The following is a 20,112-nucleotide window of genomic DNA, read 5'->3' on the forward strand; positions in this document are numbered from 1 at the left end:
GAGTTAGAAGAAATTCTGTTTGAGCGTTGTCAAGTTCTTTTAACACAGCAATTTGCAATCAAGGCTATAACCCAGTACCATTGGTGGCCGAAAATTCAGGTTTAATTACTCCGATGCTACCGGATTTGATATGACTGATGGTTTCTGCTTCTTCTTGTGTGCCTCCAAGGGGTAGAAATACGCGATTGGATAAGTCTATGGAACGGTAATTTTCAAGGGCGACTTTTTCTCCCTGTTGTTGATATTTTAGGTTGGCGATGACTAGGGGAGTTTGTCTGTTATTTTTGGGGTTTTGTCTGAGCAAGTCGCGTCCAGAGGTGAGATAGGTAATTTGATAATTTTCGACTAAATATTGGTTGTTTTCATCCACTAATGCTTCAAAGGGGATTAGGTTGAGAGCAGCATCGGGAGATAAGAGAATGGTTTTAGTATCTCCAAATAATTGCCGTACAGGTTGCATTACCATTTGGTCGAGTTTTCTTGCAGAGCGTTTGAGTTGTTTGAGACGAACTTTGGGGTTCCGGAGGTAGATAGAGAGGTTCCGCCTCTGTGTATCTCCCTTGAGATTTGTAAAGTCCTGCCAGACTATTCAGACTCGTTGCCACATCGGGATGATTATCTCCTAATTTTTCCTTCCAGATAGCTAAGGACTCTTTATAGAGAGGTTCCCCCTCTGTGTATCTCCCTTGAGATTTGTAAAGTCCTGCCAGACTATTCAGACTCGTTGCCACATCGGGATGATTATCTCCTAATTTTTCCTTCCAGATAGCTAAGGACTCTTTATAGAAAAGCTTGATAGGCAATTCCCAGATTTCCAAGCGCATATCCTTCTTCCATTCTATTTTGAATCTTCAGCGCGATCTCTAAATGTTTTTGATGATAATCAATAGCTGTGTTATACTCCCCCAAAGCTTGATAGACAATTCCCAGATTACTAAAAGCCTGTCCTTCTCCTCGACGGTATTGAATTTCCTGAGTGATCGCTAAATGCTGCTCGTGGTAATTGATGGCTTTTTTATATTGTCCTTGGGCATGATAGACAATTCCCAGATTTCCTAATACATATCCCTCTCCACGACGATCTTGAATTTGCTAAAAAAATTCAAGATCGTCGTGGAGATAACCGATGCCCTGATCGAAATCACCTAGAGTATAGTAAGCAATCCCTCTTCTTTGAATACCTAGTCTTCCCAGAATAGTTTCAAAAGTTGCTTCTACTCTATTAAGTGCTTGTAGTTGCTGATTAGCTATACCTGCAATGACTCCAGCAATTATTGCTCCAATAAAAGAGATAGCCAAAACACCAGAACCAAAACGAATCATGCGATTAGCTTTCTGATTAGCTTTAGCCAAGATACGATTCTTGTCTTCTGATGTCTCAAAAGCTACTTTAGCTTCTAGCTTTTCTCGTTCTTGACGTTTTTTTTCCTCTTTATCTCTATTCCGCTCTGTCAAACTCATTTGACTGCTTTCCAGCGAACAACCCTTGCCTTAAGAATGTTTCCCGATGCAACTAGGGGAACATCTAGATAAATTGCCCTATCTGGCAGATCTAGAGTATTTAGTTGTTTTCCCAGTGCTGCATTAACCACATGAGCGCAGGTGATAATGTGCCGATTAGACACTAGAAAACCTGCGCCAACAACGTTTTTGTTAGGTTGACGAATGCGAACGATTGCCGATGTCCATTGAAAAGTCATTGTTAACTACAAATCACTTCTTCCACTTCAAGGTAATTTCATAGTTGCCTTCCACATTTGTCGAGGCAATAATCGCTCCCATTTCTGCCGTCATCTTTAGCCCAAATTTTACCTCTACTTCATCAGGGGAGTCTTTTAGTTCCCGAACTTTGCCAATAATGTTGGTAGCAATAGGCTTAATTGTCTCCATTGCTTCAGCAAAGGAGGTTTGAGCTTGAGCAACAACTTTTTGGCCAGGATAGTTAGCAACCAGTTCCTCATCTACCTCGGAAACTGGTAACTCCTCTACTTCTACAAGAATAGACTTGTCACCATCTAAGGGAAATTTAATTAAGGGTTTCACAGTTTACCTCTGCTTCTAAATTGAAGTTCTAATTAAAAAAATTTTACTATTACTATTATGTACAACAAGCCACCCCTGGATTCCGGATATGTTCCTGGTATTTAGAATTTTTAGCAATACCCATTTCAGGCAAAAGATAGGCTACATAATTATCATATAGCTTTAGTGCTTTTGCTTTAGGATGTGCTTTAGCAGGTATAGATATTATGAAATAAATATCAAAAACGAAACTTCTTCCTTTTATCCCAGATGCAATTTATTCCTTACAAACTGAGGTTGATAAATGTCGAAATGCCATAGAAGAAGCCAATAAAAATCCTAATACTGATTTTGCCGAAAAACTCCACCTCAGAGCAACAGCTATTAATTTAGCCCAACGTTGTACTGCTGCTGCTGTTACTGTTTCTAGTGGCGCAGCTAATCACAAAAATCATGGAGCACAACGGGTTTATCGCGAGGCTTTAGTATACACAGTTTCAGGTCAAACTACAGATATTATGGAAGCTACTCTCAAATGTTATAGCAGGGAATAGGGAACAGGGAACAAGGAACGGGGGGAAAAACATTTCCCTGTCTGAGGTTCACCATCAGCACAAGTCCTAATGGTACTTAGGGTTTGCGCTCAAAAATCTTTTAGTAGGGGTAGGAGACAGGAGACAGGAGAAATGGGAATGAGCGAGGAGGTAGAAGTAAGAATTGTAAGAATGATTTTTCTGCCCAACTATGCGCCTAAAATACTAACTTTTTGAGCATTTTAGACTGAAACAGGCGCACTTTTTTCGACTCCAAAAAGGCACTTGTCTTTATATGTCAATGCTTTTAGATTTAATCAGCAACCCCTACTTAGACATTTTTTGGTAGGAAAAATGCTTCAAAGTCAGTCTAGACAAGGGAATTATTGTTTGGGTTGGCGATCGCCTCTTTCCCTAATCATAATAATCTGTAGGGACGTTGCATGCAACGTCCCTACCTGTTCCCTGTTCCCTATTCCCTGTTCCCTGTTCCCTGCTCTATTAAATAGAATCCAATGGCACTCCTAACCATTCTGCAAAATTTTCTAATTGTTTGAGTGTGGTGCTGCTCAATGATACCACTTGGTAATTACTAGGACTAGGAGCTGCTAAAGTTACCTTATGGGTCAGAAGTTGATCGTGATGAAAAACCGTTACTTCAATTGAATCTCCTGGTTGATAATCTTTGAGGCGATCGCTCAACTTATCAGCACTTACCCGAAAACCATCTATTGCCAATAACTCATCACCCGCATCCAATCCCGCTAACTGTGCTGGCCCTTGGGCTTCGACAAATTTAATTATTTCTTTGCCATTCTTAGTGACAACATTCATCCCTAAATTAGGCCATTTATTGTCTTCTCTCTTAAGTTGTAATCCAAAAGGCTTGAGATACTCGTCAAAAGGCAACTCATCTACACCATCAATATACCTCTCAAAGAAATCATCCAAATTTACTCCTGCTACTTCTTCAATTACACTTTTCAATTGTTCGGGAGTAAAGCCTATTTCTGGTTTACCAAACTGCTCCCACATTCGGCGCATTACATCATCTAGCGAGTATTGATTTTGATGTTTTTCCCTAATTAATAAATCGAGCAATAAAGATACCATCGCTCCTTTTAAATAATAAGAAATCTGGCAATTATTGCTATTAGCATCCCGACGATAAAGTTTAATCCAAGCATCCCAACTAGACTCACTTAGGGGTTGTACCTTTCGTCCTATTGTTGTTAGGAAAAGTGTAATTTCTTTCCCTAATCCTTGTAAGAAAGTTTGAACATCATAAACACCAGCTCTGAAAGGAATTAATAAGTCATAATAGCTAGTTGTACCCTCACAAAACCATAGAGAAGGAGTATAGTTTTCCTGTTCATAATTAAATACTTCTAGAGCTTTAGGTCGAATACGCTTAACATTCCATAAGTGAAAAAATTCATGGGCGACTAATTGCATAAAGCGATCGCGTTTTTCCTTACTCCTAAAACTGAATCTAGGATAATTTAAAGTACAGCTAAATTTATGCTCTAAACCACCAAACCCCTGTCCAGATATATGCAATAAAAATAGATATTTTTCATAAGGTAAACCACCAAAAAACTTGGCTTCTACATCAATAATTTTTTTAATATCTGGAATTAACTTTTCTGGTTCTGCATTACCTGTTCCCCAAATAGCTAACTGATGTGCTTTTCCTTGTACTTCAAATTGATATAATTGATGAGTACCTATTTCAAAAGGACTATCTACTAAAGTATCAAAATCTACTGCCTCAAATGTATTATCAGAACCTGGAATTTCTGGTAAAGAAGTCGCTACTTTCCAATCAGGTTTAGGTGGAATAATCTTTATCCAAATGGAATTTTTCTCAGCTCCAGGAATATCAAAAAATAAAGCTGCACCATTAAAATAACCATGTGTAGAGTCTAAATGATTAGTGCGTACCGTTAATTCATTTGCAAATATCCTGTACTGTACTATTACTTCAGAAGTTCCTGAAGTTTCTATTTGCCAATGATTTTTACTGAGCTTTTGCCAATCTAAAGAAGATTCATTTTCACTATAAGCACAAAAATCTTGTAAATGTTTAGCATATTCTCTAACTAAGTAAGACCCTGGTGTCCATACTGGCATCTTTAAATCCAGTTTTCCAGCTTTTTGAAATGAAGGAGATAGCTGTTCAAGTTGGACACACAAACTAACCTCAAACAGATGAGATTCTGGATGAGGCATAAATACTTGATATTGAATTGCTGGTTTTTTAATTGTGGGACTGAGGGATACTGTTCTAGCTTCAGTCATGGTTATTTATTTTTGATATTAACTATTTCCATTTGATTTTAGTATTATATATTTTCTGTTAATTCATCACATATTAATTAATATTATTTTTTAGACAAAACTTTTGATTAAGTTTTTAATGTTTAAAACATTATTATTTATCTAGTCTATTGACTTGCTAAATGCATTAAATGTTTGAGATTAAGTAAGTGAATTACCTGATGTTCTGTATATCTATTCATCCACCCCTTAGCCTGTAGTTTTTCCATGATTTTGCTAGTTTCTTCGATTGTTATATCTGTAACATCAGCTAAATCTTGGTCAGAAATATTAAATATTTCACAGGTTTTGTCTGTGGTCTGACCGTAATTTTCTACTAATTCAACTAATGTATTAGCCAGTTTGACTGCAGGGGGTCTATGACGCAGTTGATCACGAATATTTGTTTGCCTTAGACGCTTGACCATAAGTTGAAGCATTCGATGATGTAACTGAGGGTCTTTGAAGAGAGTTTGAATAAATCTTTGAGCTGAAATACTAATCAAACGTACTGGTGATAAGGCAACGACATCATTTGAGCGTGGTGACTCATCTAGAATAGCCATTTCTCCAAAAAAATCTCCTCTCCCTAGAATAGCAAGTGCAACTGAGTTGTCAGGGGACAATCTGCGTCTAACTTTGACCCAACCGGATACCACGAAGTAAACTGCATTACCCCAAGCATCCTCCATAAGGACGACTCTATTTGAGGGATATTCGTGTTTGACTGCAACTGAAAGTAGCCATTCCAAGGTTTCTGGGTTTGCTCCCTTAAACAGAGGAAAAACCTCGCTGAAAGCTTCTGTCTGCATGAAAATTACTGCTCTTTGTCGTATCTTGATATTGTTCAACTCTACAGCTATCATAACTGGAGTTTTTTAGTTAAGCCAAATTATGTTTTTATTCTTAATTATCTCAACTAAGTTTGATTAAATTAAAATAGTACTATCTTATCATTATTCTTTGCTTATTGCAAACTTAATTTAAATTGAATATTTAATATAGCCATTGAAGGAAAGGTTATACCATTTCTCAAAAACTTTTCAACCCGTATCTTGAGCAGGGGAGTGGGGGACCCACCCTTAACCACTCCCAGGAGGGGAATAGGGGGACAAGTAAATATAATAATAATTAATGCACTCCTAGGGTGCTAATGATCAAAAAGGTGATTATATTTGTGTTAATTACTGAATAATTGAAGTGCTACCTAAGTTAAGCATTAATGCATAGTAATTGGTATTAGGATAGGTCAAAAGCTTAAAATTCAGACAAAGCAATATTTTTCCTTCTTCCCTCTTCCTTTTTCCTTCTTCATTCTGCCAAAATAACTAAAAAAACGGGCTAACCCGATCTTGGTTAACCCGCAAACTTGGGAACGCGCAAATAGATTACTTCTGCACAACCAACTTGACATTAGCGTTTTGCAGACCGCGTTGCTTAACAGCAGCTAAAGTCTTGTTAACGGCATATTTCTGATTGATGGAGTTGATCAACTCAGTTTGATTGTGCTTTTTAGCAACACCCCACAAGTCAGCGATTAGGTCAAAAGAACCATCACTATTGGAAGACCAACCTAAATCATATTCACCTTCGAGAACAGCAACGATATCTGAACGTACACGTTGGCCATTGTAGCCACGAACATCAGCGTTAGTTTTAACTGTGATACCCAAGTCACGCAGAGAAGCTTTTAAGATTTCAGAGTCAGAGATCTTGGTACGCAGTGTGCTGAAGTGAGACATTCGAGTTTCCTCCTAAAATTTTAACTGAAAACAGAAACAACAACGGTTTTTATGAAAAATTACCACTGCTCATCATCGTTAAGTTGATATCGAGTCAAAGTGGTTTTTTTAGGCACTGCTAGTAACTCTATACAGATTACTAGCCTTTACTCCTGTTTGGACCAGGAGAAAGCTTTTAGAACTCCAGTCTTTGATACTCGGCGACTGAAGCTGCAGCAGGCCGCGCACGTTGTCTTGCCCAATCTCGTAGTGCAGTCACCTGCTCTGTCATGGTTTTCGACAACGGTAGTGTAGCTTTAATCGCGGCAATAATATCTAGCTGTGTAAATTCTCTATCTTGAGCAAATGCCTCATACATAGCAGCGATTATGGCTTGCTCTATTTCTGCACCTGAAAAGCCTTCGGAAACATTAGATAATTGATCGAGATCGAAGCGTTCAATTTCTCGACGTCTTTTTGCTAGGTGAATCTTGAAGATATCTTGACGTTCCTGTTTGTTTGGTAAATCTACAAAGAAAATTTCATCAAATCTACCTTTACGCAAAAACTCTCCCGGTAAACGTTCTACTCGGTTGGCAGTTGCCATCACAAATACTGGGGAAGTTTTTTCTTGCATCCAAGTCAGGAATGAACCGAATATTCTACTTGAAGTACCTCCATCAGAGTCAGCTGAACCAGTACTACCAGCAAAAGCTTTATCTAACTCATCTATAAATAGTATAGCTGGTGATATTGACTCGGCTGTTTTAAGAGCATTTCGTAAATTAGCTTCAGAACGTCCTACCATTGAACCATCGTAGACTCGTCCCATATCCAAGCGCAATAATGGTAAACCCCACAGGCGAGATGTAGTCTTTGCTATTAAAGATTTTCCACATCCAGGTATTCCCAAGATTAACATACCTTTTGGCTGAGGTAGGCCATATTCTCTAGCTCTCTCTGTGAAAGCATCAGAACGTTGTCTTAACCAGTGTTTAAGTTCCTCTAGCCCACCTACAGCATTAATAGTTTCATCCTCTTCGATGTACTCTAATATGCCGTTACGCTTGATTAGCTGCTTTTTCTCAGACAGTACAATCTCAACCTCTTGTTCAGTTAGACGTCCTGCTGTTACTTGAGCTTTGCGATATACCTTTTCAGCCTCATCTTTTGTAAGACCTAAAGCTGCTTTGAGGAGCTTTTCCCTTGTCTCTGTGGAAATGTTACGCTTCCCTAGATATTGTGAGAGGACTTGATTCAACTCCTTCATATCTGGTAGTGGAAAATCAAGTACAACTACCTCCTTTTCTAGTTCTATCGGAACATTCTGCACTGGGGACATCAATATAATTGTCTTATTTGTGCCCTTGAAACTAGCGATCGCATCTCTTAACCACCTAGTAACTGGCGGTGAGTCAATAAACGGATGTAAGTCTTTGAATATATATATTCCAGCGTTGTTGCTAGTATCTCGCTGTCTGATTACCCACTCTATAGCTGCCTCTGGTGAGACTGTATTATGCTGAGTGGTATTTTTGCTTTGACTATACTCTACTATTCCGTGAGTTACTGTCCAAACAAATACTTTTTTCTGAGACTGGGGCTTCAGTTGAGCTATAGCTACAATTGCCTGCTCTGACCGCTCTTCCTCGGATGTTACGAGGTAGATCAGAGGATATTGAGCTTGGATTAGAATCTTAATTTCTTCTTTCATAGTCCTCGATCCAATAGAAACGGTACAATAGATTACGGCTTAATTGAGTTTATGCTTGCTACCCTTAGCAGTATGATGAGCAATTATTTAGAGGTTTAACTGTCATCTCTACTACTTTGTAGTCATCAGATGTAGTCATTTCTACATTCATTAGCAGGGAACTAACTCTTGCTCTCCCGGTTGAGCTTTAGATTTTTCTGTTTCCGGGGTTTCATGTACTGGAATATTTTGGTCTGCCAATACACTTGGCTGATTTTTCAGGGATGCCAGTTCTCCTTCTCGCATTACAACTGAACTCGTACACTCTGGACAAGTGTATACCCGGTGGGTTTGTCCATACATTGAACTTAGTTCATCCACTACTTCTGGGTTTTCCAGATAGAAAAGGATAGCTCTTTCTGCTATTGATGACATTGGTTCCGAGTCAACTGCTGCTCTGATTTTGAGCTTGCGATGCAGTTCTGGTTGGATGTATAACGTAACTTTTTGCTTGTCTTGCATATGACAGTCAACTTGTTTACCCGGGTATGTATATTACATTAACTATTCTTCTAGGGAATGTCAAGCAGTTAAACCGTTTTGACTCTAATATTGTAACATATATTTACATTTTATCAAAAGTAATTTACTGATAAAAAAAGCTAGACTCTACTTTGCATAAGACTTACAGCCTTATATAGGCTATCAAATGTTTTGCTTTTTTGACTAAATAATTTAAACAAGAATCGAAATTAGATTACATATAGCAGGGGACAGGGAACGGACAAGAGTGGGGAAAAGTACTTCCCTGTCTAAGGTTCATCATCAGTCTGTGTCCTAACCAACTCGTTCCTTGCTATCTGAATTTGGATTAATTCCTAACATACATTCTGCAAAACAGTAAAAATAATTTATATTTTTTAATATTTTTCATGGTTAAGCGGACTGGATGTTAAACAGAGGTAATTTTTCTACTATGTGCCCACAATCAGAACAAAGCTTAGAACTGGAAAAGAATCGATCAATCTTGATTAATTTCCGTCCATACCATTCCGCTTTAGAGCTGATTTGTAAACTTAGCTAAAACCCTTATGTAATCTGACTCTCAGGGATTTATTTTTGTTTGGTTATCACTTCCAAAACCCTTGTATTGCAAGGGATTTAGCCTCTTAATATTCACTTGATAAATCAGCTCTTATACTCTAATTGTCTAACTAACTCGGACTAGTTGGCATCACTCCCACCCCTCTTGCTCCCCTACCGGGAGCAGGGCTAATTCTTTGTCGTCAGAGAATATTTATATGGATATGAAATATAGCAATGTGCGCTGGTATATTTACAAATTGCAGGAGGTGTCCAATAGCTAAAAGTCTTATATTATCAGCTTTTTATTCCCCCAAATGAGCTGTTGCCTGCGCGCAGCGCTATAATTAAAACTCACATTCCGCACTTCAATTTGTAACATTAAAAGTAGTAGAAGAATCCGTAACTTGGTAAGTATTTATACTATATAGCTCCTACATTATGACCTTTCTCAGCAGTCAGATTCTCAGGAAAATATTAAGTATAAATACTCAATTACTTACTCCTATTGACCACTATAATTGTCTCCTGTCTCCTATCTCCTATCTTTATACTACAAAAGTAGTATAAATGTAGGTTTCATTGTGCAAATATAAGAATCTCCCCATCTCCCCACACTTCCCACACTCCCTATCAATTATTCTATAGCGTGACAATAAATTAACCCTGTTTCCCGGGAGGGGATGGGGGTTGGTTATGATTCTTGACCATATTCTTTACTGCTAAATCCTCAACCACAACAGTTTGATTTTCTCTGATTAGTTGTAGGGAAGCCGTCGGATTGGCGACTTATGTTAGGTTGTGTGTATAGTCAAGCCTTGAATCTTTAATTTTGACGTGGATCTTTGCTATTTTAAGTCTGGCTTTTCGATCAAAAATTAATATCAGAAGAATTTAGTTAGCTATTTGCTATATTTAGTTTATGGGGTATTGCTGCAAACAATATCCTTAGTTAATCCCTAAATCCTTACTCCTATTCCTGCCTAGCGCTTAGGCAAATGGGGTATATTTGAGTTTTTTTTTGATGAATCAATACCTGTTATCTCTAGCTTGTGCAGGTTAGTAACCTATCAATTACTAGCAATAATATTAACAGCACAAGCTCAAATAGGCACTAACTATATATATCTAAGCCTAATATCATAGTAGTTCAAGAAAATAAACCTAAAAAGGCTCAAACGAGTATTTCTACTCACTCTCCTAATAGTCAAACTACAGGTTATAGTCGTCGTGCTATTAGATACCGATTTGAATGTAACTCAAATAATCAAACAGTTTTAGCTATTTATCAAGCACGACGAGACCGTAGAGGGAATATATTATCTTTGTGGAAAAAATTTACCGAACCAGAGGGAGGTTGTAATCAAAATAATGTTCTGTGGACTCTGAGACATGACAATCAAAATTCCAATGGTTCAAATTATTCGACATTCGACAATTACTGAGCACACTTCGAGGTAAAGCGAGCAGTAGCATAATTATGGAAAGTCAAAATGATGAAGAAATAGAAGCATCTTCAGAAGTTAACATGGAAAATATAATTGATGCCATTATTGAAGAACAAAGCGAAAAATTTGATGAGGAATACGAATTTCCTGAATAATAGAACAGAGAAAGGAAGGATGAAACAAACAGCAAACTTAAAGTTTTTGCTGAACCATAAGCTAGGAAATATTAATTATGGAACACCGAAAAATATTACCTATGGTCTGTGCAGTAGCGATCGCTGCTCAACTCTTAGTTATCAAAGTACAGTCCAGTTTTGCCCAACTCACAAACTCAAATACTACAGTTACTCAACTTAGTACATCTGATGACGAACCAGATAATAATCCCACTCCTTCAGTCAACCCTAAAAAGATACGTTACAGTCGCCGTTACGCATACAAATATAAGTTTGATTGTACACCAGAAAATCAAACTGCGCTAGTCATATATCAAGCACGTCGTAGTCGTCAGGGTGAAATAGTTACATCCTGGAAGGAAGCGACTAAAAGACCTCTAATTCAATGGACAAAGGGAGGTTCCGTAGAATTTGGTGACAAGTATACTCCGGAAGTTCGTTGTCAGGCAGTTACAGATAGATTTAATCAGCATTTTATACAGGGAGAGAAACCAAAGATGCCTCCTTTAAGTGAAGGAGTTGTTAATGGTATGGCTGTAGTTTGTGCTGCTAAAGCAGGAGGTTGTAACTCTAGTAATTTGTTGTGGACTCTCAGAAATAATAATAGAGCTACTAACGGTAAAATTCTGATGAATTTAGTAAGTTCTCTCAGAGGTAATGCTAGTGCTTCGTTAATAATTGAAAGTAGCGATGTTGTGGAAAATCAAGGCCTTGAATGGGTAGAAAAATTAGCAGTTATTGATGGGTTGAAAGCATCATCAGTGAATCAGGAAAAAATGCTGGAGGTGGATATGGAAAATTTGATTTATCAAGTTATAGAAGAACAAAAAAAAATGGAAAATCAGGAGTTTTAAGGCTGGAAATGAGAATTGTTAAACAAAAATTTTAGGGACAAAGAAACTCCTACTAACTCAAATGAAACAATTGATAAGTTTAATGGCAATAATTCCTACTTTTTGGGAACTTTGCCTTTCTCAGGTAGCATCAAACTCCTTCAGAGTTAATCTCCCGCAAATTCAGGCAGTTTCTGTTTCTACTATTAAGTATAATCCAACTGTGGAAGCGATCGCTAGACCTCTGACTGTTAGATTGATCGGGAAAAATATTGCTGGCTCAGGAGTGATTATTTCTCGGAAAGGTAGCGAATATTTTGTTCTAACTTGCGCTCATGTACTTGATTCAAATCAAGAAAATAAATTCGCAGTTTTAACTGTAGATGGAAAAGAATATACTGCTCATAAAGATACTAGATTTAATTTTAGAGAACTGGATTTGGCAATAGTTAAATTTTCCACAAATAATGAGTATAAAGTTGCTGTTGTCAATGCTAATTTTAACTTAAGTTTAGGAGAACAAGTTTATGTGGCTGGATTTCCTAACTATGAAAGGAAGGCAGTAAATTTAGTTACTACTGTAGATTTAGGAATTAAACCATATAATTTGACTAAGGGTAAGGTTATTCATCTACTTAATTTATCCTTGGAGAGAGGTTATAAAATTGGCATGAGTAATGAGATTGAAATTGGGATGAGTGGGGGACCAGTTTTGAATCAAAATGGTGAGTTAGTTGGGATTATTGGTCGGGCAAAATATGCTTTTGGTGGCTTTGATGCTTATCGATTTTCTGATGGTAGTCAACCATCAGAAGAGCTACTGGATGAATTCCTGAGTGCTAGCTGGGCAATTCCTATTGCTAAGTTGAATCAACGGGATGATTTTGCAGAGATAGTAAAGACAAATATTAGTGATTTATCGGGTGATTAAAATTAGTTATTTGAGATTTTTTTTGACACAAAAATTTGGAATAGGTGTGAAAAAATATGATAAAAAAAAGACATATATTTACTGCCTATCTGACTGGAATTATTCTCAGTATTGGTAAGGGAGTAGATGCAGTTCCTAGAAAATTAACAGTAGAAGAAATTAACTCCATATCTAAACAAACTACTGTTCTAATTGCCCCCAGGTTAAGTGAACGTGAAAAAGATGATTTATTAAAAAGAAAACCTGTAGCTAGATGGACAGTAGGTTCAGGAGTAATTATTGCTAAACAAGATAAAACATACTATATTTTGACAGTAACTCATAACTTTAGTCAGGAACAAGTAAGTCAAGATGCACATTATGGCATACTAACAAGTGACAAAAAAGTTCATCAAGTTACAAAAATCAACGATGGTAGAGAATGTACTAATAGATTCTTAGAAGCAATAAAAAATAAAAAAGTAGAAACCGCTTTAGTAAGATTTGGTTGTTTTAACAATCAAGAAATAAATGGTTATGATTTAGCAATAGTTAGTTTTGAAAGTAAAAAAAACTATCCTGTTGCGACCTTAGGAGATGCTAGTAAATTACAAGAAGAAGATATTGTTTATATTTCTGGTTGGCCGAAAATTGAAGCGGAACCGAAGCTAAAACTTGATGGAACTATGCAATTAGATTCCGAAGGAAAAATAATTTGTAAAGATCCTGCACCTGAAAGGCAAAGACACCTAGCATGGGGACCATTAAAAGCTTCTATTCCTGTTACTGAAAAGGATAATGGTTATAGCTTATATTATACAGATTATACTCGTCCAGGAATGAGTGGTGGTCCTGTGTTTAATAGTGGCGGAGAGCTAGTTGGAATTCACGGACGAGGCTCGACAAATAAACCTATTTGCGGACAAATATATGAACCAATATCTAATAATAATTCTACTTCAAAAAATAAATTTGAGGCAGAAAATAATTCAGACCCTTTTAACGTGTTTGAGTCTGAAAATACTAGGTTGAAAAATGAAGAGCAGAAGAGGCAAGGTGATTTCCCAGGATATCCAGAATTTGAATCTCAAAAGAACTTAGAGAATGGCTCAAATAAAAATCAAAATAATTCTACATTAGACTTGGATGATACTTCAAAATCAATTTATGATTTACAGAAAATGTATAGTAGTGCCCAAAATGTTAATTATTCTCGAAAGTTGATTCAGGAGATAGAAATGAATTTATCTTTTAAATTAGAGGCTCCTTCACAAAGGATAATTCAATCAGAAATAACAAAAATTCCTCAAATTAAGATTCCTGGTGTAAGTAGCCAAATCGAAAATTCTATGTCGAGAAATTCAGATATAACAAGACTAGAAAATCCTGAATTGATAACTCCAAACCAAACACCTGAATTGATCGATCCAAATCAAACAAAAGAGGGGTGGTTTGAAGACCCTAATGATAAGATAGACAATATATATGAAATTTTTAATTTTGATCTAGAAACTCGTATTCGGGATAAAAAACCAGATCTATTATAGGTAATTGAAACATCATAAAATATAAAGTAGGTTTAATGAAAAAAATTATGTAATAGATGCAGGCAGGGCAAATGCTATATTTTTTCATAAAAAAAACTCAAAAATTATCTATCTTTATCGGTGGAATCTTCCTTAGTTGTCTAGCATCAACTCCTGCTGTGGCAGAACTTTCAATAGAGGAAATTAATTCTATAGCTAGACAAACAACTGTATTAATTGCTCCTGCACTAACCCCTGAATTACGACAAGATTTAGAAGAAAATCGTAATAACCCATTACAAAAATCAGGGATTTGGAATCCAGGTTCAGGGGTAATTATTGCTAAAACAGGAAATAAATATTATGTCTTAACTGTAGCTCATAATTTTATACAAAGACACCTTGATAGTAAACAGTATTGGCAGCAGTTGGGAGGTATTCCTTATTATGGAATTAGAACTTATGATGGGAAAGTTCATATTGTTAAAGATGTTAATGACTACCGAGGGTGTCCTCTAAAAGGCAATCCGAAATTAACAGTATTGGTGAGATTTGGCTGTCGCGATCGCTTTATTGCAGGTACAGATATAGTTGAACGCAGCATTGGTACAGATCAAATAAGAGGTGTAGATTTAGCGATCGTCACCTTTAAAAGCACAAACAATTATACAGTTGCTCCTTTAGGAGATCCAGATAGTGTCAATATCAACGATAGAGTATATATTTCCGGTTGGCCTGACCCAGAAAGAGAGCAAGACCCGCAGACAGGTAGATGTCGTAACAGAGTAGCTCGCAGACAACGCCGTTTAGCTTGGGGTTTAGTTAGGGGAAAGATTAACCCTGCTCCTGAGCATCTGGGTTATAGTATTTTTTATACTGATGAAACTGCTGCTGGTATGAGTGGGGGACCTGTGTTTGATAGTAATGGTCGTGTAGTTGGCAGTCATGGGTTAGGTAGTCAGAGTAAACCTTTATGTGGCGGGAGTCTTGAGGCAGGAGGTGAATCTGATTCTAGTTCTGATTCTGATAATGTTTCGAGTGGTGATAGTCTTGATTTTAATAAGTTGCAAAAGCGTTATAGCAGTGGGCAAAATGTTAATTATTTTGAGAGTTTGCTCAAAGAGTTTGATTTTGATTTGACTTTCAGACGAGAGTTACCTAGACCTGAAGTTATAAAAGCTGGTATTACATACATTAAAAATTTAGAAGTTGCTAGTAGTAGTGGTCAAGTAGAATTTGACGCAAGTGAGGATGTATTTGATGACCCTAATGATGTTGTTGATGATATTTATAAACTGTATACGTTTGAGTTAGAGAACATGATTAGGGATGAACCTTCTGGTGGTCCTGAGAGTATATTGTTAGATTGAGAAGGAATCAGAAGGAAGAAGGAAGAAAGAAGAAGGAAGAAGGGAAATATTACGTTGTCTGAGTTTTACAGCATATTTCAGGTTAATGAGGTACAAGTATGAATGGTAAAGTGCTTGTAGTGCGGACATCTTGCCCGCGTACTGGTGTAGTAAATAGGGCTTGCTGATTAAATATCAAAGCATTGACATATAGAGACAAGTGCCTTTTTAGGTCTTTAAAAAGTATAAGGTTTTCGTTGTAGGCAGCTCAAAAAGTTAGGATTTTGGACTGACTATGGCAGAAAAATCAAGGGATAATTCTTACTACTGCCTCCTCGCTCCCGACCCTTTTCTCCTGTCTCCTGACTCCTACCAAAAGACTTTCCATAAGCAAACCCTAAATACCAAATCCAGTTATCATGCATGACCTTTTTCGCCAATGAGATATGAAATACGCTGGCTTCGGAGTGATATATATGATGACTCAATCACGGCAGCTATGATTTTCTTCTAAAATTCTGTCTACTGTCTCCTGTCTCCTGTCTCCTGACTCCTTCTTCTTCTTATAGCTTAACTCCTCGAATTGAATAATCTAATAACTCTATTGGATGCATTAAAATCATTTTCTTTCCTTGCAATTCTAAATGCTTTTTAATCTGCAAAGAACATCCAGGATTAGCAGAAGCAATTAATTCTGCACCTGTATTCAACAAATTTTCTACTTTTTGTTGCCCCAACTCATCAGCTATTTCCGGTTGCAACATATTATAAACTCCAGCACTACCACAACACAAAGAAGCATCTATTGGTTCGCGCAACTTCACTCCGGGAATTTTTTGTAATAGTTGTCTGGGTTGCAAACTAATTTTTTGACCGTGTAATAAATGACAAGCATCTTGATAAACTATAGTCAATTCTTCCTCTTCAGTTAAAGGAGAAAGTTTAGCTGTTAATTCTACATTTGCTAAAAATTCTTGCACGTCTTTAACATTACTAGAAAACTCTTTTGCTTTGTCAGAATATTCTGAATCATCTTGGAGAATATTGCCGTATTCTTTCAGAGTATGACCGCAACCCGCAGCATTAATAATAATGGCATCAACGCCAGTATTAGCAAAACTATCTATCATTTGTTTTGCCAAAGTATGAGCTTGTTTTGTTTGCCCTTGATGTTCTGGCAAAGCAGCACAACAACCTTGACTTTTAGGAATCAAAACTTCGCAACCATTAGCAGTTAAAACTCTAATTGTTGCCTCATTAACTGGTGAGAAAAATATTCTTTGTACACAACCTAAAATCAAACCGACTCGATAACGTTTTTCTCCTTGAGCAGGAATAACAGTAGGATAATTATCCTGGAAAGAATCAGCAGTAATTTCTGGTAAAATAGATTCCATTGCTGCTAATCTGGGGGATATTTTTTTCAGCAGTTCAGTGGCACGAAAAAATTTCTGGAATCCTAATTTTTGATACGCTAATAGAGGGATGAGTAATGGTCGTAATCTCTGAGGATATGGGAAAATATTAAAGATGAGATTGCGAATAAATTTGTCAGGTAATGAACGTTTAATATTTCGTTCTACTTGCGGACGAGTTGCAGCAATTAATTTGTCATATTTAACATTAGATGGGCAAGTAGTTACACAGGCAAGACAACCTAAACAAGTATCAAAATGTTCAGAGGTAGTTTCATTGAGAGGTGCTTCTCCTTTGTTAATAGCATCCATAGCATAAATTCTGCCCCTGGGAGAATCCATTTCTTTACCAATTACCCTATAACTAGGACAGGTTGACAAACAAAACCCACAGTGAACGCAAGCATCAATTAATTCAGGTGATGGTGGTTTTTGAGAGTCAAAACTAGGGTTATCTGTTAAAGATTTTAAATGTGGATTTTGCTGTAAAAAGTTGCTTTCTTTAGCAGGAATTTCTCGATTATTTTCGGTGTTTATGTCTTTTATCTGCATATCTTATATTCAAATATTTGTTGATACTAACTTTAAATTATCGTGCTATACATCAATCTTTTTGTCAATCAATAAATAGTAGGTAAGCATTTCCTACGGAATGCTGCGAAACAGGTGTCAGCTTTCAGCCATCAGCTATTAACTTAATTGCCCTTGAAGGAGGAATCAGAGTTGAAAGATTTAACACAATTAAAAGTCCCAAATAAATTAACTACTTGCTCACAACTCAATATTACTCAAATCCTCAAACTACTAATTCCGCCAAAGCTGACAGCTAATGGCTGTTTGCGCAGCATTCCGCAGGAAATGCTTACAATAGTAGAGAGCAATTACTAGCTCACTTGTAAATTTTTATTATAGCATTTAATAATATTTAATAAAACCAACTTGTTGTAGAGAATTTACCTATAAATAATGTAATTTATGAGTATAACTATCAAAATAAGACAAGCTGTCATATTTGTTTGCAAAAAGTAAGAATTATATACCAAAAAAATTTTATATTTAAAATAAATATGATTATTATAGTTTAGTATTAACCATACTGAAAAATTACAGAGATTAATAATGACTACTTATTTATTTGACAACTTCTTGGGGCTTTCTTTACCAATGTCAGAACTACAAGAAGTTCCCCCAATAGCAGATGGTCCAGCTTTAGGAAGTTTCAATGCTTTTTTACCAGGAAATACATTACTAATAGAGGGACTCTATGGTGGACTATCAAGCCCTTTATTTCCTGTAGGAGCAGCAGACTCAGAGGGAAACCCTCAAAGCGCAATTCATGTTCATCAGGCTGAAGCAGGTCAGAATGGAGGTATTATCCGCAACTTAACTGTATCAGAATTTGATGATACTACAGGTATATTTCATGGTGCTTTTACTCTCACAGATGCAGAAACAGAAGCAGCAGCAGCAGACGAGTTTTATATAAATCTACACACAGATAATAATCAAAGTGGAGAGCTACGAGGACAGGTTCTTTTAGACGATCTAGAAGCAACAGTTGGTCTAGGGTTGCCCATGTCAGAAGCTTTTGAAGTACCACCAGTAGCAGATACCCCCGCTGAAGGAATAGTAAATGCCATTCTGACTGGTAATAACCTATTAATACAAGGAACTTTTTCAGACTTATCAAGCGATTTATTCCCGGTTGGAGATGAAGACTCAGCAGGAAATCCTCAGAGCGCCATTCATCTGCATCAGGGATTAGCTAATTCTAATGGTGGAATTATTCGTAACTTCGATGTAATTGATAATGGTGATGGATCGGGTGGATTTTTTGGTGATTTTACTTTAAGTCCCGATGAAATAGTAGCTGCTGAGTCTGGAAATTTGTACGTCAACCTCCATACAGAAAATAATCAGAGTGGAGAATTACGCACCCAAGTTCTGCTCAACGAAATAGACCCAACAGGAAATGATCTAGCAACATTTTTACCGATATCAACCGTTCAAGAAGTCGATCCAGTAGGACCTAGTGACGGTTCAGGAACTTTTTATGCAGTTCTCTCTGGCAATACTCTCAATATATCCGGTGATTTTTCTGTTGTATCAAGTGATTTGTTGAATGTCGGACCCTCCGAGGACTCAGAGGGGAACCCTCAAAGTTCAGTTCACCTTCATTTGGGTGGACTTGGTGAGAATGGCGATATTTTACGCAACTTGACTGTGGTTGAAACTGATGGTGTTGGTGCAGGTTTCTTCTCTGGTAGTTTTACTCTGGATGAAACTGAAGTTGCAGCAGTAGAGTCAGGAGGAGTTTATATTAACCTGCACACAGTAAATAATCCGAGTGGTGAGTTGCGCGGACAGGTGATTTTAGAAGATTTGGATACTGTAATTCCTCTTGATGATGTAGTGTTCAATGGAGACAACCGGGATAACAATATTGATGCAGGTTTTGCTAACGATATAGTAAGAGGTTTTGCTGGAGACGATCGATTAAATGGACTCGCAGGTGACGATCGCGTCATTGGTGGTGATGGTAATGACAACCTGATTGGTGCTAGAGGAAACGATACTCTATTAGGCCAGGATGGTAATGATGTTTTAGAAGGTCGCCCTGGGTTCGATATATTGCTTGGTGGAGACGGTAATGATATTCTCAATGGTGGTCAAGGTCGCGATCGCCTGAATGGTGGTGCTGGAGACGATGAATTGATAGGTGGGGCAAGTATAGACCGATTTATTTTTAACACCAACGAAGAATTTGATTCTCAAGATATAGGTATAGACCAGATTAATGATTTTAATAGTGGGCAAGATAGAATTTTGCTTGACTTGAGAACCTTTACTGCTCTAGATAGTTCTCCTGGTATTGGTTTATCTACAGATGATTTTGCAATTTTCTCTAGTGAAGTTGATGCTGCAACTGCTGAGGCTAAAATTGTTTACAACTCTGCTAGTGGAGCGTTGTATTATAATGCCAACGGTACTGAAGATGGGTTTGGTAGTGGCGCTCAATTTGCCACATTAGACGGCAGTCCAGAGTTAGTAGCTAATGATTTTCAAGTTAGATAGATAGGAATT

General features: G+C 37.1%; 22 protein-coding genes. 8 read left to right on the forward strand and 14 right to left on the reverse strand.

The window, feature by feature from the left end:
* Window positions 1-64: 64 nt before the first annotated feature.
* Genes F6K06_RS19195 through F6K06_RS19215 form a run of 6 tightly spaced genes read right to left on the reverse strand, consistent with a single transcriptional unit; the run spans window position 65 to window position 2,043 of the window.
* Window positions 65-466, reverse strand: coding sequence for a CHAT domain-containing protein (locus F6K06_RS19195; RefSeq protein ID WP_287242787.1), 402 nt, complete (start codon window positions 464-466; stop codon window positions 65-67).
* The gene (locus tag F6K06_RS19200) at window positions 426-824 is read right to left on the reverse strand and encodes a tetratricopeptide repeat-containing protein (RefSeq protein ID WP_287308802.1); all 399 of its coding nucleotides are present in this window, start codon (window positions 822-824) and stop codon (window positions 426-428) included. The genes F6K06_RS19195 and F6K06_RS19200 overlap by 41 nt, the downstream gene beginning before the upstream one ends.
* Window positions 781-1,089, reverse strand: coding sequence for a tetratricopeptide repeat protein (locus F6K06_RS34080; RefSeq protein WP_353734842.1), 309 nt, complete (start codon window positions 1,087-1,089; stop codon window positions 781-783). The genes F6K06_RS19200 and F6K06_RS34080 overlap by 44 nt, the downstream gene beginning before the upstream one ends.
* A 3-nt stretch (window positions 1,090-1,092) precedes the next feature.
* Entirely contained in the window at window positions 1,093-1,461 is a 369-nt protein-coding gene (locus F6K06_RS19205; protein ID WP_287242790.1) for a hypothetical protein, read from the reverse strand.
* Window positions 1,458-1,700, reverse strand: coding sequence for a hypothetical protein (locus F6K06_RS19210; protein WP_124144548.1), 243 nt, complete (start codon window positions 1,698-1,700; stop codon window positions 1,458-1,460). The genes F6K06_RS19205 and F6K06_RS19210 overlap by 4 nt, the downstream gene beginning before the upstream one ends.
* A 13-nt stretch (window positions 1,701-1,713) precedes the next feature.
* Window positions 1,714-2,043, reverse strand: coding sequence for a CU044_2847 family protein (locus F6K06_RS19215; RefSeq protein ID WP_192901102.1), 330 nt, complete (start codon window positions 2,041-2,043; stop codon window positions 1,714-1,716).
* A 254-nt stretch (window positions 2,044-2,297) separates the two neighbouring features.
* Between F6K06_RS19215 and F6K06_RS19220 the strand changes: the two genes are divergently transcribed.
* Window positions 2,298-2,576 carry an acyl-CoA dehydrogenase family protein gene (locus F6K06_RS19220; RefSeq protein ID WP_275670346.1) on the forward strand — a complete coding sequence of 93 codons (279 nt, stop codon included), beginning with the start codon at window positions 2,298-2,300 and terminating at the stop codon, window positions 2,574-2,576.
* A gap of 69 nt (window positions 2,577-2,645) precedes the next feature.
* The gene (locus F6K06_RS19225; protein ID WP_161564467.1) at window positions 2,646-2,792 is read left to right on the forward strand and encodes a hypothetical protein; all 147 of its coding nucleotides are present in this window, start codon (window positions 2,646-2,648) and stop codon (window positions 2,790-2,792) included.
* 264 nt (window positions 2,793-3,056) lie between these two features.
* Here the strand turns inward: F6K06_RS19225 and F6K06_RS19230 are convergent, their stop codons facing one another.
* The 6 genes from F6K06_RS19230 to F6K06_RS19255 all read right to left on the reverse strand — a co-directional run bounded on the left by F6K06_RS19230 (window position 3,057) and on the right by F6K06_RS19255 (window position 9,356).
* Window positions 3,057-4,856: a M61 family metallopeptidase gene (locus F6K06_RS19230; RefSeq protein WP_124144549.1), complete on the reverse strand. Its 1,800-nt coding sequence runs from the start codon at window positions 4,854-4,856 to the stop codon at window positions 3,057-3,059.
* A 146-nt stretch (window positions 4,857-5,002) separates the two neighbouring features.
* The gene (locus tag F6K06_RS19235) at window positions 5,003-5,686 is read right to left on the reverse strand and encodes a Crp/Fnr family transcriptional regulator (protein ID WP_124144584.1); all 684 of its coding nucleotides are present in this window, start codon (window positions 5,684-5,686) and stop codon (window positions 5,003-5,005) included.
* 576 nt (window positions 5,687-6,262) lie between these two features.
* Window positions 6,263-6,616 carry a DUF1257 domain-containing protein gene (locus F6K06_RS19240; protein ID WP_124144550.1) on the reverse strand — a complete coding sequence of 118 codons (354 nt, stop codon included), beginning with the start codon at window positions 6,614-6,616 and terminating at the stop codon, window positions 6,263-6,265.
* Window positions 6,617-6,791: 175 nt separating this feature from the next.
* Window positions 6,792-8,309: an AAA family ATPase gene (locus F6K06_RS19245; protein WP_287242795.1), complete on the reverse strand. Its 1,518-nt coding sequence runs from the start codon at window positions 8,307-8,309 to the stop codon at window positions 6,792-6,794.
* A 150-nt stretch (window positions 8,310-8,459) separates the two neighbouring features.
* Window positions 8,460-8,810: a hypothetical protein gene (locus tag F6K06_RS19250; RefSeq protein WP_124144552.1), complete on the reverse strand. Its 351-nt coding sequence runs from the start codon at window positions 8,808-8,810 to the stop codon at window positions 8,460-8,462.
* A gap of 414 nt (window positions 8,811-9,224) precedes the next feature.
* Window positions 9,225-9,356: a zinc ribbon domain-containing protein gene (locus tag F6K06_RS19255; protein WP_338043168.1), complete on the reverse strand. Its 132-nt coding sequence runs from the start codon at window positions 9,354-9,356 to the stop codon at window positions 9,225-9,227.
* Between the two features lie 1,495 nt (window positions 9,357-10,851).
* On the opposite strand from F6K06_RS19255, the gene F6K06_RS19260 reads away from it, so the two are divergent.
* From F6K06_RS19260 to F6K06_RS19280, 5 genes are all read left to right on the forward strand, one after another.
* Entirely contained in the window at window positions 10,852-10,974 is a 123-nt protein-coding gene (locus F6K06_RS19260; protein WP_275670343.1) for a hypothetical protein, read from the forward strand.
* A gap of 77 nt (window positions 10,975-11,051) precedes the next feature.
* Window positions 11,052-11,849: a COP23 domain-containing protein gene (locus F6K06_RS19265; protein WP_287242797.1), complete on the forward strand. Its 798-nt coding sequence runs from the start codon at window positions 11,052-11,054 to the stop codon at window positions 11,847-11,849.
* Between the two features lie 61 nt (window positions 11,850-11,910).
* Window positions 11,911-12,759: a serine protease gene (locus F6K06_RS19270; protein ID WP_124144554.1), complete on the forward strand. Its 849-nt coding sequence runs from the start codon at window positions 11,911-11,913 to the stop codon at window positions 12,757-12,759.
* A 56-nt stretch (window positions 12,760-12,815) separates the two neighbouring features.
* On the forward strand, window positions 12,816-14,285 hold the full coding sequence (locus tag F6K06_RS19275) for a serine protease (protein ID WP_124144555.1): 1,470 nt from the start codon (window positions 12,816-12,818) through the stop codon (window positions 14,283-14,285).
* Between the two features lie 71 nt (window positions 14,286-14,356).
* Window positions 14,357-15,634, forward strand: a complete 1,278-nt coding sequence (locus tag F6K06_RS19280) for a serine protease (protein ID WP_287242800.1) — start codon at window positions 14,357-14,359, stop codon at window positions 15,632-15,634.
* 272 nt (window positions 15,635-15,906) lie between these two features.
* Here the strand turns inward: F6K06_RS19280 and F6K06_RS19285 are convergent, their stop codons facing one another.
* Together F6K06_RS19285 and F6K06_RS19290 are read right to left on the reverse strand one after the other, a co-directional pair.
* A complete protein-coding gene (locus F6K06_RS19285) occupies window positions 15,907-16,038 on the reverse strand; it encodes a hypothetical protein (RefSeq protein ID WP_275670344.1) in 132 nt (43 codons plus the stop codon).
* Between the two features lie 138 nt (window positions 16,039-16,176).
* Window positions 16,177-17,580, reverse strand: a complete 1,404-nt coding sequence (locus F6K06_RS19290; protein WP_287242802.1) for a (Fe-S)-binding protein — start codon at window positions 17,578-17,580, stop codon at window positions 16,177-16,179.
* Between the two features lie 567 nt (window positions 17,581-18,147).
* Between F6K06_RS19290 and F6K06_RS19295 the strand changes: the two genes are divergently transcribed.
* Window positions 18,148-20,103, forward strand: coding sequence for a CHRD domain-containing protein (locus F6K06_RS19295; RefSeq protein ID WP_287242804.1), 1,956 nt, complete (start codon window positions 18,148-18,150; stop codon window positions 20,101-20,103).
* The last annotated feature ends 9 nt before the right edge of the window (window positions 20,104-20,112 follow it).

The organism is Okeania sp. SIO1H4 (genome assembly GCF_010672695.1).
GTDB classification, from domain to species: domain Bacteria; phylum Cyanobacteriota; class Cyanobacteriia; order Cyanobacteriales; family Microcoleaceae; genus Okeania; species Okeania hirsuta.